The sequence below is a fragment of the Pseudomonas sp. FG36 genome (assembly GCF_057809275.1).
In genome coordinates, this window is record NZ_JBMDJQ010000006.1 from 38,471 (window position 1) to 51,155 (window position 12,685).

The 12,685-nt window shown below is 62.9% G+C and carries 13 protein-coding genes; 6 read left to right on the forward strand and 7 right to left on the reverse strand.

Annotated elements, in window-relative coordinates:
* Positions 1-29: 29 nt before the first annotated feature.
* Together ACODS9_RS06980 and ACODS9_RS06985 are read right to left on the reverse strand one after the other, a co-directional pair.
* Positions 30-1,001: a hypothetical protein gene (locus ACODS9_RS06980; RefSeq protein WP_401104603.1), complete on the reverse strand. Its 972-nt coding sequence runs from the start codon at positions 999-1,001 to the stop codon at positions 30-32.
* A 157-nt stretch (positions 1,002-1,158) separates the two neighbouring features.
* Positions 1,159-2,682 carry a fumarate hydratase gene (locus tag ACODS9_RS06985; protein WP_046856937.1) on the reverse strand — a complete coding sequence of 508 codons (1,524 nt, stop codon included), beginning with the start codon at positions 2,680-2,682 and terminating at the stop codon, positions 1,159-1,161.
* 327 nt (positions 2,683-3,009) lie between these two features.
* Between ACODS9_RS06985 and ACODS9_RS06990 the strand changes: the two genes are divergently transcribed.
* On the forward strand, positions 3,010-3,930 hold the full coding sequence (locus ACODS9_RS06990) for an iron-sulfur-binding ferredoxin reductase (protein ID WP_489093579.1): 921 nt from the start codon (positions 3,010-3,012) through the stop codon (positions 3,928-3,930).
* A 78-nt stretch (positions 3,931-4,008) separates the two neighbouring features.
* Here the strand turns inward: ACODS9_RS06990 and pyk are convergent, their stop codons facing one another.
* On the reverse strand, positions 4,009-5,463 hold the full coding sequence (gene pyk / locus ACODS9_RS06995) for a pyruvate kinase (protein ID WP_023631128.1): 1,455 nt from the start codon (positions 5,461-5,463) through the stop codon (positions 4,009-4,011).
* A 181-nt stretch (positions 5,464-5,644) separates the two neighbouring features.
* On the opposite strand from pyk, the gene ACODS9_RS07000 reads away from it, so the two are divergent.
* From ACODS9_RS07000 to sbcB, 3 genes are all read left to right on the forward strand, one after another.
* Positions 5,645-6,031: a tetratricopeptide repeat protein gene (locus tag ACODS9_RS07000; RefSeq protein ID WP_023631127.1), complete on the forward strand. Its 387-nt coding sequence runs from the start codon at positions 5,645-5,647 to the stop codon at positions 6,029-6,031.
* 123 nt (positions 6,032-6,154) lie between these two features.
* Positions 6,155-6,514, forward strand: coding sequence for a PilZ domain-containing protein (locus ACODS9_RS07005; RefSeq protein ID WP_046856935.1), 360 nt, complete (start codon positions 6,155-6,157; stop codon positions 6,512-6,514).
* A 61-nt stretch (positions 6,515-6,575) separates the two neighbouring features.
* Positions 6,576-8,006, forward strand: coding sequence for an exodeoxyribonuclease I (sbcB, locus tag ACODS9_RS07010; protein ID WP_401104595.1), 1,431 nt, complete (start codon positions 6,576-6,578; stop codon positions 8,004-8,006).
* A 73-nt stretch (positions 8,007-8,079) separates the two neighbouring features.
* Here sbcB and mvaT read toward each other — a convergent pair whose 3' ends face one another.
* The gene (gene mvaT / locus ACODS9_RS07015; RefSeq protein ID WP_028690229.1) at positions 8,080-8,457 is read right to left on the reverse strand and encodes a histone-like nucleoid-structuring protein MvaT; all 378 of its coding nucleotides are present in this window, start codon (positions 8,455-8,457) and stop codon (positions 8,080-8,082) included.
* Between the two features lie 300 nt (positions 8,458-8,757).
* Here mvaT and purU point away from each other — a divergent pair, with 300 nt between their 5' ends.
* Positions 8,758-9,609, forward strand: coding sequence for a formyltetrahydrofolate deformylase (gene purU / locus ACODS9_RS07020; RefSeq protein ID WP_046856933.1), 852 nt, complete (start codon positions 8,758-8,760; stop codon positions 9,607-9,609).
* A gap of 15 nt (positions 9,610-9,624) precedes the next feature.
* A complete protein-coding gene (locus ACODS9_RS07025; protein ID WP_401104593.1) occupies positions 9,625-9,858 on the forward strand; it encodes a hypothetical protein in 234 nt (77 codons plus the stop codon).
* On the opposite strand, the gene gpgF is transcribed toward ACODS9_RS07025, so the two are convergent.
* From gpgF to gpgS, 3 genes are read right to left on the reverse strand one after another with little or no spacing between them, the layout of a single operon-like run.
* Positions 9,764-10,756 (reverse strand): glucosaminyl phosphatidylglycerol flippase, encoded by a 993-nt coding sequence (gpgF, locus tag ACODS9_RS07030; RefSeq protein WP_489093580.1) that lies wholly within the window; start codon positions 10,754-10,756, stop codon positions 9,764-9,766. The two genes, ACODS9_RS07025 and gpgF, sit on opposite strands and share 95 nt — an antisense overlap.
* Positions 10,753-11,517 (reverse strand): N-acetylglucosaminyl phosphatidylglycerol deacetylase, encoded by a 765-nt coding sequence (gene gpgD, locus ACODS9_RS07035; RefSeq protein ID WP_401104589.1) that lies wholly within the window; start codon positions 11,515-11,517, stop codon positions 10,753-10,755. Before gpgD ends, gpgF begins: the two co-directional genes overlap by 4 nt.
* Positions 11,510-12,622 carry an N-acetylglucosaminyl phosphatidylglycerol synthase gene (gene gpgS, locus ACODS9_RS07040; RefSeq protein WP_401105011.1) on the reverse strand — a complete coding sequence of 371 codons (1,113 nt, stop codon included), beginning with the start codon at positions 12,620-12,622 and terminating at the stop codon, positions 11,510-11,512. Before gpgS ends, gpgD begins: the two co-directional genes overlap by 8 nt.
* Positions 12,623-12,685 lie beyond the last annotated feature (63 nt).

The following is a 12,685-nucleotide window of genomic DNA, read 5'->3' on the forward strand; positions in this document are numbered from 1 at the left end:
TGTTCGCGGGCACCGAGTTTCCAGGAAGGTCAGGCCTGGCTCGCACTTACCTTGAAGGACACGTGTTTACCTGCTTCTGCGACGAAGAACTCGACTTCATAGTCATTGCCATGCTGGTCGATCACCTTCCAGATGCTGCGCTTCGTCTGGGAGGTGCTGTAGTGACGGTTATAGAAGCGTTTGGCGTACAAATGGATAAGCATGTGAGCAGGACGCTGGTGATGGGCTCGGTCCGACTCTGGAGATTGCAACGTGAATGGCTGGCCCACCTCATACACCGTCACCTTGCGGTGCTGGCTGTAGTCATTGGTGAGTTGGAATGAGATCAATGCGTGATCCCAGCTGTTCATTTCATAGATAGATTGAGACGAAGGTGTGGCCAGCGCCTCGCTTTGGACCATCCTGGTCCTTGGATCGGCAAATCCGAAGTAGCTGACGGATTCTTCGAACTCATCATCCCAGTAGTTCAGATTGATACTTGGGAGCTTGTACGTGAGGGCCGGCTCGCTGCTCAATTTGAAGAGCTCATTAGAGGGCGGTACAGGCGCAATGGACTCAATGACGACCGAGGATTTGAAGGGGTCGGCATTCGTCACGAAATAATGATCTTCATCCTTCCAGATCAATGCATAAATTTGACTGAGTGTGCCACCAGGACGCTTCGAGCTCACATAAAAGCGACGGCGAATGGACTGGGGGGATTGCGCCATCAGCGCACTAGGTGCGGTGCCGGAAGCGCTATGGTAGACAAATCGCTCGTCGCGCTCGGAGTGCGCATACAGGTGTGGATGATCCAGCACTCGAGGATTGCCTTCGTCATCGATCTGGACCAAGGTCAGTGAGTCGAGGCTCTGCTGAGAAATCGTCTCGTCCTTGCGAGGTTCGAGTGTGACGGTGATCTCCACCTGTTGGCGGCCATTGGCATAAACGCGACGGGAGTTGGAGGTGATATCCAGTTGGAAACGGCGTAGCCATTGATTGGCTTTCAAGGTATTGCTCATGAGGTCTGCCTCTGCAGGAGATGAGGCCTCATTTGAGTCGGAAATTACGCTTTGAGAGCGGTGCATATTGCTGGCTGTAGGAGCCAGCATCAATTTCCTGCGAGCAAAAAAAACCGCTCCTCAAGGGAGCGGCTTATTTCCTACTGCGGTGTAGACGTTACTTCACTTCCACCGCCAGGCTTTCGGCGATCTTGCTCTGCCACAGCGCAGGGCCGGTGATGTGCACCGATTCACCCTTGCTGTCCACCGCGACGGTGACCGGCATGTCCTTCACTTCGAACTCGTAGATCGCTTCCATGCCCAGCTCGGCGAAGGCCAGGACCTTCGACTTGCGGATGGCCTGGGCCACCAGGTAGGCGGCGCCGCCGACGGCCATCAGGTACACGGCCTTGTTGTCCTTGATCGCCTCGATGGCGGTCGGGCCACGTTCGGACTTGCCGATCATGCCCAGCAGGCCGGTCTGCTCTAGGATCTGGCGGGTGAACTTGTCCATCCGCGTGGCGGTGGTCGGGCCGGCCGGGCCGACTACTTCGTCACCGACCGGGTCGACCGGGCCGACGTAGTAGATGAAGCGGCCTTTGAGATCCACCGGCAGCTCTTCGCCACGGTTGAGCATTTCCACCATGCGCTTGTGCGCGGCGTCGCGGCCGGTGAGCATCTTGCCGTTGAGCAGGATGGTCTCGCCCGGCTGCCAGCTGGCGACTTCTTCCGGGGTGATCGCGTCCAGGTTCACGCGGCGAGCGCTTGGGCCGGCTTCCCAGACGATTTCCGGGTAGGCGTCCAGCGACGGCGCTTCCAGCTCGGCCGGGCCGGAGCCGTCGAGCACGAAGTGGGCGTGACGGGTGGCGGCGCAGTTGGGGATCATGCACACCGGCAAGGAGGCGGCGTGGGTCGGGTAGTCCATGATCTTGACGTCGAGCACGGTGGTCAGGCCGCCCAGGCCCTGGGCGCCGATGCCCAGCTGGTTGACCTTGTCGAACAGCTCCAGGCGGATCTCTTCGAGGCGGTTCTGCGGGCCACGGGCTTTCAGCTCATGGATGTCGATGGATTCCATCAACACTTCCTTGGCCATCACCGCGGCCTTCTCGGCGGTACCGCCGATGCCGATGCCGAGCATGCCAGGCGGGCACCATCCAGCCCCCATGGTCGGGACGGTCTTGAGCACCCAGTCGACGATCGAGTCGGACGGGTTGAGCATGGCCATCTTCGACTTGTTTTCCGAACCACCGCCCTTGGCCGCGACATCCACCTCGACCTTGTCGCCCGGGACGATCGAGTAGTGGATGACGGCTGGGGTGTTGTCCTTGGTGTTCTTGCGGGCACCGGCCGGGTCGGCCAGGATCGAGGCGCGCAGGACGTTCTCGGGCAGGTTGTAGGCGCGGCGCACACCTTCGTTGATCATGTCGTCGACGCTCAGGGTGGCGCCGTCCCAGCGCACGTCCATACCGACGCGGATGAACACGGTGACGATGCCGGTGTCCTGGCAGATCGGGCGGTGGCCGGTGGCGCACATGCGCGAGTTGATCAGGATCTGGGCGATCGAGTCACGCGCGGCAGGCGACTCTTCACGCAGGTAGGCCTCGTGCATCGCCTGGATGAAGTCGACGGGGTGGTAGTACGAGATGAATTGCAGGGCGTCGGCGACGCTCTGAATCAGGTCGTCTTGCTTGATCACGGTCATGCAGCGCGCTCCTCTTAAAGACGGGAACATTCGAAAAGGCATTCCGACAGTGCACACCTGTATGTCAGGAACGCCTGGCAAGGCGCCGGCTGGTCGGGCCGGCACAAAAAAGGCGCGGCAGTATACCGTGCCCCGCCTGCGGAAACACCTGCACGTGGTCTGGACCAAGGTCGGCAGGGAAGGGGCATCCTTTTTGCTGATGACATGCGATGCTGTTGTATCGGGAGCGTTTCGCCGGCAATGCACAGCCCCCTGTGGGAGCCGGCTTGCCGGCGATGGGGCGCCAAGCGCCTCTGGAAAACCTTGAATCGAATGAGAAACCTGACCATGCCCGAACTTTGCGTGGGCGAGCGCCAATGGGTAGTGCCAAGCGGCAGCAATCTGCTCGATGCCCTTAACGAGGCAGGCCTGAATGTGCCCTATAGCTGCCGCGCCGGCAGCTGCCACGCCTGCCTGGTACGTTGCCTCGATGGCCTGCCCGTGGATGCCAGGCCCGAGGCCCTGAATGCGGCCCAGCGCGACGAGGGCTGGCGCCTGGCCTGCCAGTGCTCTGTGGCCGGCGACCTGCGGGTGGCGCTGTTCGACCCGCTGCACGATGGCCTGCCGGCCACGGTGGTTGCACTGGATTGGTTCGACGACGTGCTGCGCCTGCGCCTGCGCCCAGGCCGGACGCTGCGCTACCAGGCTGGCCAGCACCTGGTGCTGTGGTGCGGCGACGTGGCCCGCCCCTACTCGCTGGCAAGCCTGCCGGGAGAGGATGAGGCGTTGGAGTTTCACCTGGATTGCAGCCGCCCCGGCGCGTTTTGCGACAGGGCCCGGCAGTTGCACGTAGGCGATGCGTTGAGGTTGGGCGAACTGCGCGGCGGGACGCTGCACTACGACCCTGACTGGCAGGCGCGGCCTTTGTGGCTGCTGGCGGCTGGCACCGGGCTGGCACCCTTGTGGGGCATCCTGCGCGAGGCGCTGCGCCAGGGGCATCAGGGCGAGATTCGGCTGCTGCATGTGGCGCGCACGCCAGCCGGGCACTACCTGGCCGAGGCGTTGCAGGCGCTGGAAGGGGTGAGCGTGGAGTTGGTGCTGGCCGAACAGTTGGATGAGGCGCTGGCCGGTTTGCGCCTGGCGTCGCGCCAGACCATTGCATTGCTGTGCGGGGCGCCGGGGAGTGTCGAGCGGTTCGCCCGTCGACTGTTCATTGCCGGGGTACCGCGGAATCAGGTGTTGGCGGATGTTTTCAGCGAACACGCCTGAGGCCTGAAAGCATCGCGGGGCAAGCCGCTCCCACACAAGTGGGAGCGGGCTTGCCCCGCGCTGGCTTTTGTTGGCAGATCAGCCGACCAGCGGATCACCGACATGCAGGATCTTCATGCCGTTGGTGCCACCGATGGTGTGGTAGCTGTCACCCTTGGTCAGGATGACCCAGTCGCCTTGCTCCACCAGGCCGCGCTTGAGCAGCTCGTCGACCGCCGCCTGACTCACCTTGTCGGCCGGCAGCGAGGCCGGGTCGAAGGCGATCGGGTAGACGCCGCGGAACATGTTGGCACGGGCCTGGGTAGCGCGGTGCGGCGACAGGGCGAAGATCGGCACGTGCGAACGCAGGCGCGACATGATCAGCGGGGTATAGCCACTTTCGGTGAGGGCGATGATCGCCTTGACGCCGGGGAAGTGGTTGGCGGTATACATGGCCGCCAGGGCGATGCTCTCGTCGCAGCGTTCGAATGTGGTGTGCAGGCGGTGGCTGGACTTCTGGCTGGTCGGGTGCTTCTCGGCGCCCGAGCAGATGCGGGCCATGGCCTGGACCGCCTCGATCGGGTAGCTGCCAGCGGCGCTTTCGGCCGAAAGCATCACCGCGTCGGTGTTGTCGAGCACGGCGTTGGCCACGTCGGACACTTCGGCGCGGGTCGGCATCGGGTTCTGGATCATCGACTCCATCATCTGGGTCGCTACGATCACCGCCTTGTTGTTGCGGCGGGCGTGCTGGATGATCTTCTTCTGGATCGCGATCAGTTCGGCGTCACCGATTTCCACGCCCAGGTCGCCACGGGCCACCATGACGGCGTCGGAGGCGAGGATCAGCTGGTCGAGGGTCTCGTCGTCGGCCACTGCTTCGGCGCGTTCGATCTTGGCCACCAGCCAGGCGCTGCCGCCGGCTTCGTCACGCAGCTTGCGGGCGTATTCCATGTCGCTGGCGTCGCGCGGGAACGACACGGCCAGGTAGTCCAGGTCCATTTCCGCGGCCAGCTTGATGTCGGCCTTGTCCTTCTCGGTCAGGGCCGGTGCGGTCAGGCCGCCACCTTTGCGGTTGATGCCTTTGTGGTCCGACAGCGGGCCGCCGATGATCACCACGCAGTGCAGGGCATCTGCGGTGGCCGTTTCGACGCGCATGACCACGCGGCCGTCGTCGAGCAGCAGTTCGTCACCGACGCCGCAGTCCTTGACCAGGTCGGGGTAGTCGATGCCGACGATATCCTGGTTGCCTTCGGTCAGCGGGTGAGCGGTGGAGAAGGTGAACTTGTCACCGACTTTCAGTTCGATGCGCTTGTTGGCGAATTTGGCGATGCGGATCTTCGGACCCTGCAGGTCGCCCAGCAGCGCGACATGGCGGCCGTTCTTGGCGGCGATGTCACGGATCAGGCGGGCGCGGGCCTTGTGCTCGTCCGGGGTGCCGTGGGAGAAGTTCAGGCGTGCCACGTCCAGGCCGGCGAGGATCAGCTGTTCGATCACTTCCGGCGAATTGCTGGCGGGGCCAAGGGTGGCGACGATTTTGGTACGGCGGATGGTCATGCACAGACTCCTATAGTGAAGCGCAGCGAAAGGCTACTCCTCAATTGCGCTGTAGTCATTGTTCCGTTGCACTACCTGTACGGTTGCGAGGGTGGCGTTTGAACGGTCGCGGTATGCTTGCAAAAGGCTGTGAAGATTTGTCGTGAAAGGCCGATACAGTGCCCATCAAAGGAGAGTTCCCATGCGCACCCTGATCGTTTTGACCATGGCGGCCAGTGTCGTCGGCTGCACCCGCTGGTCCATGGACCACCACCTGAACAATGCCTACCGCGCCTATGACCGTGGCGACTGCGCCAAGGTGATGCTCGAGCTGTCGCAGGTCGACCGCACCAGCCGTGCCCGGCCGTTCATCCACCCGGAAGTGTCGCTGCTGCGTGGCCAGTGCCTGGAGCGCCAGAAGCTCTACGTCGACGCGGCGCAGACCTACCAGTACCTGATCCAGCAGTACCCGCGCAACGAATACGCCTACCGCGCCCAGGCACGCCTGCAGACACTGGAGAAGCTCGGCCACCTGCGCGGCAGCGAAGCGGCGGTGGCCAGCCCGGTGAACACTACACCTTGGCGTTAATCCCAAGGTGTCGATGATTTCATGTAGTCCGTCCGTCGGACTGGGCTAATCTGTTGGAGAGTTGTAACGATCATCGCCAGTACCTTGTCTTCCTGGCTCCAGGTACAGGACTTCACAGCGATCATGTTTATCGAGCGACATATTGAACGTCATCAACTGCCTTGCGTGCTCAAGGTCTTCAACCGCTGCACCGACCAGCAGATCGGCTACCTGGGCAACGCTTCCGAAGACGGCCTGATGCTGATCAGCCAGTTGCCGGTGCTGGTGGGGCCGGACTTCGAGCTGCAACTGCGTGTACCCCTTGCCGGCGGTGGCCTGCAGTTCATCAACCTGACTGCCAGTTGCCTGTGGTGCCGCGAAGATGAGACGCCCGGGCATTTCGATGCCGGTTTCATGCTGTTGCAGGCGCCGCAGGAATACGACGGCTTTGTTCGCTCGCTGCGCGATTTCTTCAGCTTCCGGCCCATGAACGCCTCTGCGTGAGGCTGGCCCAGCCCTCACGCGTGCCGTTAGACTCTGGTCGACCTTGTTACAGGAAGACCCCGTGAGCTCCAGCATCTTCTGGCACGACTACGAAACCACCGGCATCAATCCACGCTGCGACCGCCCGCTGCAGGTGGCCGGCGTGCGCACCGACCTCGACCTCAACGAGATCGAGGCGCCTATCAATCTCTATTGCCGCCCCTCCGACGATATCCTGCCGCACCCGGCGGCCTGCCTGGTGACCGGCATCACTCCGCAGCAGTTGGCCAGCCAGGGGCTGTGCGAGGCCGAATTCATGACGCGGATCCATGAGCAGCTGGCCCGGCCCGGTACCTGTGGCGCCGGCTACAACACATTGCGTTTCGACGATGAGGTCACCCGCTACAGCCTCTACCGCAACTTCTTCGACCCCTATGCCCGTGAATGGCAGGGTGGCAACAGCCGCTGGGACTTGATCGATGTGGTGCGTACCGCCTATGCGCTGCGCCCGGAGGGCATCGTCTGGCCACAGCAGGATGGGCGCACCAGCTTGCGCCTGGAGCTGTTGAGCAAGGCCAATGGCATCGACCATGGCCATGCCCACGAAGCGCTTTCCGACGTGCGGGCGACCATTGCCCTGGCCCGGTTGATTCGTGACCGGCAGCCCAGGTTGTATGACTGGTTGTTCCAGTTGCGCAGCAAGCACAAGGTCATGGAGCAAATCCGCCTATTGCAGCCGTTGGTACATGTATCCGGACGTTTCTCGGCCCAGCGCAACTATATCGGTGTGGTGTTGCCATTGGCCTGGCACCCGCGTAATCGCAACGCGCTGATAGTCTGCGACTTGCAACAGGATAATTCGCCTCTGCTCCAGGAGAGTGCGCAAGCATTGCGTCAGCGTTTGTACACGCGGCATGAAGAGATGGCCCAGGGCGAACTACCGGTGCCGCTGAAGTTGGTGCATATCAATCGCTGCCCGGTGCTGGCGCCGCTATCGGTACTGCGCCCAGTCGATCAACAACGGTTGGGGCTCGAGTTGCCGGTGCTGCAGGCACAGGCGGAGCAGTTGGCCAACCAGCAAACTGTTTGGCGAGACAAGCTGGACATCATCTATCAGGAAGAGGGCTTTGCACCCTGCGAAGACCCGGAACAACAGTTGTATGACGGTTTCCTCGGTGAGCGGGACAAACGCCTGAGCGAGCAAGTGCGCTGTTCCGATCCGGCGCAATTGGCCAAGGGCCAGTGGATGTTCGATGATCCGCGCTTGCCGGAATTGTTGTTCCGCTATCGGGCGCGAAACTTTTCCGACACCCTTGATGAGCAAGAGCGTGCACGTTGGCATGCGTTCTGTCAGCAACGTCTTACAGACCCTACCTTTGGTGCGCCTAACACCCTGGCCAATTTCGAGCAGGCATGTCAGGCCAGCCTGGCAGACGCCAGCGAGGCGGGACGCCAGGTACTGGAAGCCTGGCAGGGTCATATCCGACAACTGAAAGTGCAATACCAGCTTTGAAATGTGCAGATAAACAAAAACGCCGGCAAGTGCCGGCGTTTTCATGTTGAAACCAATACGTCCGTTAAGCGTATCAGTCCAGCAGGGTAGCCCAGCTTTCGACGACGTCGCCGCCCCACTTGGCTTTCCACTCTTTCAGGGTCTTGTGGTTGCCACCCTTGGTTTCAATAACCTCGCCGTTGTGCGGGTTCTTGTATTGCTTGACCTTGCGTGCACGCTTGGTGCCGGTGGTCTTGACTGCGCCGCGCGGGGCTTTGCTCAGTTTGCTTTCCGGATCGAGCAGGGCGATCACGTCACGCAGCGACTTGCCGTTTTCGGCCATCAGCTCGCGCAGCTTCTTTTCGAACTCCAGCTCTTTTTGCAGTTTGCCGTCTTGCGACAGGTTGGCCAGACGGGCCTGAAGTTCCTTGATAGCTTCTTCGGTGGCGCGGTACTCGTTGATCAGGGACATGGTGTGTTCCTTAGTGCATGTTCAGAGAGAGAGACAGTGGGGCAATAATAGACAGACGATACTCTCAAGTAAACAATTTAAAATTGAAGACTCAATTAATAGTAGGGCATGACTTCACGGTCATTAGGTTAAGAAAAATTTACAAATTTCTTGGGGCAATGCCGATTACCCCTTGGGAAAAAGGCTATGGACCTGTGTGATCGAGCCCTCCAGGCAAGGCGCTCAGGTAAAGATGATTACTGCGTTTTCCCCGGCAGGCCGCTAGAATATGCGCCTTTGCGAAGTTCTGGAGTCTCTCTCATGCGCACCTATCGACTGGTGATTGCCTGCCCCGACCGTGTCGGCATCGTGGCGAAAGTCAGTAATTTCCTGGCCCTCTACAATGGCTGGATCAACGAAGCCAGCCACCATTCCGACGAGCAGAGTGGTTGGTTCTTCATGCGTCATGAGATCCGTGCCGAGTCCCTGCCGTTCGGTATCGAGGCTTTCCGCGAGGCGTTCGCGCCGATCGCCGAAGAGTTCTCCATGACCTGGCGGATCACCGATTCGGCACAGAAGAAGCGCGTGGTGTTGATGGCCAGCCGCGAGTCGCACTGCCTGGCAGACCTGCTGCACCGTTGGCACACCGACGAGCTGGACTGCGAGATCCCATGCGTGATCTCCAACCACAACGACCTGCGCAGCATGGTCGAATGGCACGGTATTCCGTTCCACCATGTGCCGGTCGATCCGAAGGACAAGCAGCCGGCGTTTGCCGAAGTCTCGCGTCTGGTCGAGGAGTGCGGCGCCGATGCCGTGGTGCTGGCGCGCTACATGCAGATCCTGCCGCCGCAGCTGTGCCAGGCATACGCGGAAAAGGTGATCAACATCCACCACAGCTTCCTGCCGTCGTTCGTGGGCGCCAAGCCTTACCACCAGGCGGCGCTGCGTGGCGTGAAACTGATCGGCGCGACCTGCCACTACGTGACCGAGGAGCTCGACGCCGGCCCCATCATTGAGCAGGACGTGGTGCGTGTCAGCCATGCCGACAGCATCGAGGACATGGTCCGCTTCGGTCGTGACGTGGAGAAGATGGTCCTGGCCCGTGGCCTGCGCTATCACCTGGAAGACCGCGTGCTGGTGCATGGCAACAAGACCGTGGTGTTCAACTGAGTCGAGGGCCGGCATATGGCCGATCCACGTGACAAGGCCGGCGCTTCGGCGCCACCGACCTTGGGCGAGGGCTGCCTGGCCCGTTTCGACCCCGATGCGTTGAGCGATGAGGACGGCACCGAGTTTGCGGGTGCCGCCGAACTCTGGAAGCGGCTCAACCCGTCTGTCGACGGCGACGTTCCAGCAATGGACGCGCCAGCAGACAAAGGAACACCGGCCCCCCGGCCAGCAGGTAGAAGTAGTAGGTAACCGCGCGCCATATGAGGATCGCCGCGGCTGCCGTCGAACTCCCCACCAGCGGTGACAGCAGGGCCGCCGAGGTCAGCTCCGCCGCACCCGCGCCGCCTGGCAGCAGGCTGAACTGCCCCGCACTGAGCGACAGCATCTGCACCAGGAAGCTCGGAATCCACGCCAGGTCGACGCCCAACCCGCGCAGCACCAGGTACAGCACGCTGTAGCGCAGGCACCAGTGCGCGCAGGTCAGGATGAACACCAGCGCCAATGTACGCCGTGGCATGCGCCAGGTATCGGCCAGGGCATGGACGAAGCGCAGCACTTTGCGTGCCCAGCGTCGCCGCCGGGCCGGTGACATGCCCAGGTGCCGCAGCAGCCGGCCATTGCCGCGCATTACCCCGCGTCGATAACGTAGCAGCAGGAAGATTCCCGCCAGCGCGGTGCACAACAGCAAGGCGCTGCCCAGCAACATCTGCGCCTGGCTATGGCCGAGCCTGTGGAACAAGGCGTACGCGGCAATCGCCAGCATGGCGCAGAAGAAGAACAACAGGTCGTTCAACTGATCCATGGCGAACACCGCGCCGCTGCGCGAAGGCGCGATACGCTCGCGTGCCAGCAGGGTCATCAGCGTCAGTGGGCCGCCCGTGCCGCCTGGGGTGGTACAGATGGCGAACTCGGTGGCCATGACCACTCCCAGGCTGCGGATACGGCCCACGCGGGCGCCCTGGTCGCCGAGCAGCAAGCGCAGGCGCAGGGCATTGAGCGTCCAGCACAGCAGGATCATGCCCAGCAGCAGCGCCATCAGGCCGGGAGCGAAGGATTGCAGGCGTGGGAGCAGATCGCGGCCGCCAAGCAGAGCGGGCACCGACACTGCCAGCAGCAATGCCAGGCCCAGCCAGCCCAGGCGATTCATGGCGCGGCCTGGCGCTCCAGCCAGGCCGACTTGGTCAGTGGCTCGCGGCCTTGCGCCAGCAGTTGCTGCAGGGTCTCGAGCCAGTAGTTGCGCGCGCTGGCGTGGCGCATGTCCACCGGATGCAGGCCCAGGCGCAGGGTGTCGGCCTCACGCCAGCGCCGGCACTGCCAGTCGCTGACCACTCTCGACAGCCCGCGGCGCCATGCGCTGCGAGCGCTCCACACCAGCCCAGGGGCATCGAAGGCAGTGAAGTCCGGCAGCCGGTACAGGTGCCGTGGTGTGCTGGTGTAGCGTAGCGGCAGCTGGCGCAGCGCCTGGCGCGTGCCTTCGCTCATCAGCCAGGCGGGGGCGACGAAACCCGTCACTGGCCAGCCCTGTTGCCCGAACAACGCCAGCCCGGCGTGCAGACGCTGCAGCGCGCTGGCCTGGTCCAGGCCGTGGAACTCGCCTTCGTGGGTGTAGATCCTGCGCATGAAATATTCGCCCGGCCCGCGTGGCGGGGGACCGTCATCGGCGTGGTAGTAGCCGTGCAGGGCCAGTTCGTCGCCACGGGCCAGGCGCCGTTCGAGCAGCCGGCAGAAGGTGGGCGAACGCGTGAGTGGATTGCGGTGGTGAAAGTCCGGCACCACCAGCCAGGTCATGGGCACGCCACCTATGTCGTCGATCGCCTGGACGAAGGGTTGGTAGTCCGGCCAGGTCTCCGGCGCGACATCGTGCAGCACCAGCATCAGGCTGCGTCGGGTGGCGGCGGGCTCAGCCATGGGCGCGCACCGGCAACGAGTGCCCCAGCACCGCCTGGTAATGCTGGAGCAGGCCACTGACCACGTTGTCCCAGCTGTAATGGCGTTCCACGTGGCGACGCGCCTGACTGCCAAGCTGGCGTACGCCGTGGTCGAAGACTTCGCGCACGGCGGCGGCCATGGCGCGGCCATCGTTAGGTGGGCATAGGCGACCACAATGCTCGTTGACGATTTCGCCGAAGGCGCCAGCGTGCACGGCCACCACGGGCGTGGCACTGGCCATCGCCTCGAGAATGACCAGACCGAAGGTTTCCTGGTCGCCGGCATGCACCAGCAGGTCGGCGCTGGCCAGTAGCCGGGCGACCTCCTCGGGTGGGCAGAAGTGGTCGATCACGCTGACATTGTCTGGCACGCCGATCGGCATGTTCGATCCGACCAGAAGCAGGTGATAGGGCTGTCCGAGTGCCTGCATGCAGTCGAGCAGGACCGGCAGGTTCTTCTCCCGCGAGCCGCGGCCGGCGAATACCAGCAGTCGGCTGGTATCGGCGATGCCCAGTTCGCGACGCAGGCCGGGGTCGCGCTTGTCGGGGTGAAATTGCACCAGGTCCACGCCCAGGCGTTGCACGTGCACATTTTCGACCCCCAGCCTGCGCAGCTTGTCGGCCATCACCTGGCTGGGCGCCAGTACCCGGTCGAAGTGCCCGTAGAGCTTGCTGACATAGGCCTCGACATTGGGGGTGAACCAATTGCCCATGCGATTGCTCACCAGCAGCGGCAGGTCGGAGTGATAGAAGCCGATCACTGGCACATCGAGCTTGCGCCGCGCCTCCAGGGCCGCCCAGGCGGTGAGATAGGGGTCGCCGACCTCGATCAGGTCGGGTTGCAGGCGGCGCAGTTCCTTGCACCAGGGGGCCAGGCGTACCGGGAAACGGTAGCCGTTGCCGAAGGGCAGTGGCGGCGCGGGAACATGATAGACGCCGTTGACCTGGCTGGCGCTGGCGCCGGGGATCAGCAGGCTGTGGCGAACGCCGGGCATGGCGTCGAGGCGGCGGTGTTTGGCATCAAGATAGGTTCGTACGCCGCCGCTGGCCGGGGCATAGAACATGGTGATGTCGGCGATGTGCACGATCAGCATCCCTCCGGGATCGTCCTCGGGTGTGTCATCAGGCGGTAATGGACCGGCGATGAC

Coding starts and splice junctions, on each gene's coding strand:
- ACODS9_RS07005 (WP_046856935.1), top strand. CDS start 6,155: ATGTTTATCGAGCGACATATTGAACGTCATCAACTGCCTTGCGTGCTC.
- ACODS9_RS06985 (WP_046856937.1), bottom strand. CDS start 2,682: ATGACCGTGATCAAGCAAGACGACCTGATTCAGAGCGTCGCCGACGCC.
- purU (WP_046856933.1), top strand. CDS start 8,758: ATGCGCACCTATCGACTGGTGATTGCCTGCCCCGACCGTGTCGGCATC.
- mvaT (WP_028690229.1), bottom strand. CDS start 8,457: ATGTCCCTGATCAACGAGTACCGCGCCACCGAAGAAGCTATCAAGGAA.
- ACODS9_RS06980 (WP_401104603.1), bottom strand. CDS start 1,001: ATGAGCAATACCTTGAAAGCCAATCAATGGCTACGCCGTTTCCAACTG.
- ACODS9_RS07000 (WP_023631127.1), top strand. CDS start 5,645: ATGCGCACCCTGATCGTTTTGACCATGGCGGCCAGTGTCGTCGGCTGC.
- ACODS9_RS07025 (WP_401104593.1), top strand. CDS start 9,625: ATGGCCGATCCACGTGACAAGGCCGGCGCTTCGGCGCCACCGACCTTG.
- gpgF (WP_489093580.1), bottom strand. CDS start 10,756: ATGAATCGCCTGGGCTGGCTGGGCCTGGCATTGCTGCTGGCAGTGTCG.
- pyk (WP_023631128.1), bottom strand. CDS start 5,463: ATGACCATCCGCCGTACCAAAATCGTCGCCACCCTTGGCCCCGCCAGC.
- gpgD (WP_401104589.1), bottom strand. CDS start 11,517: ATGGCTGAGCCCGCCGCCACCCGACGCAGCCTGATGCTGGTGCTGCAC.
- ACODS9_RS06990 (WP_489093579.1), top strand. CDS start 3,010: ATGCCCGAACTTTGCGTGGGCGAGCGCCAATGGGTAGTGCCAAGCGGC.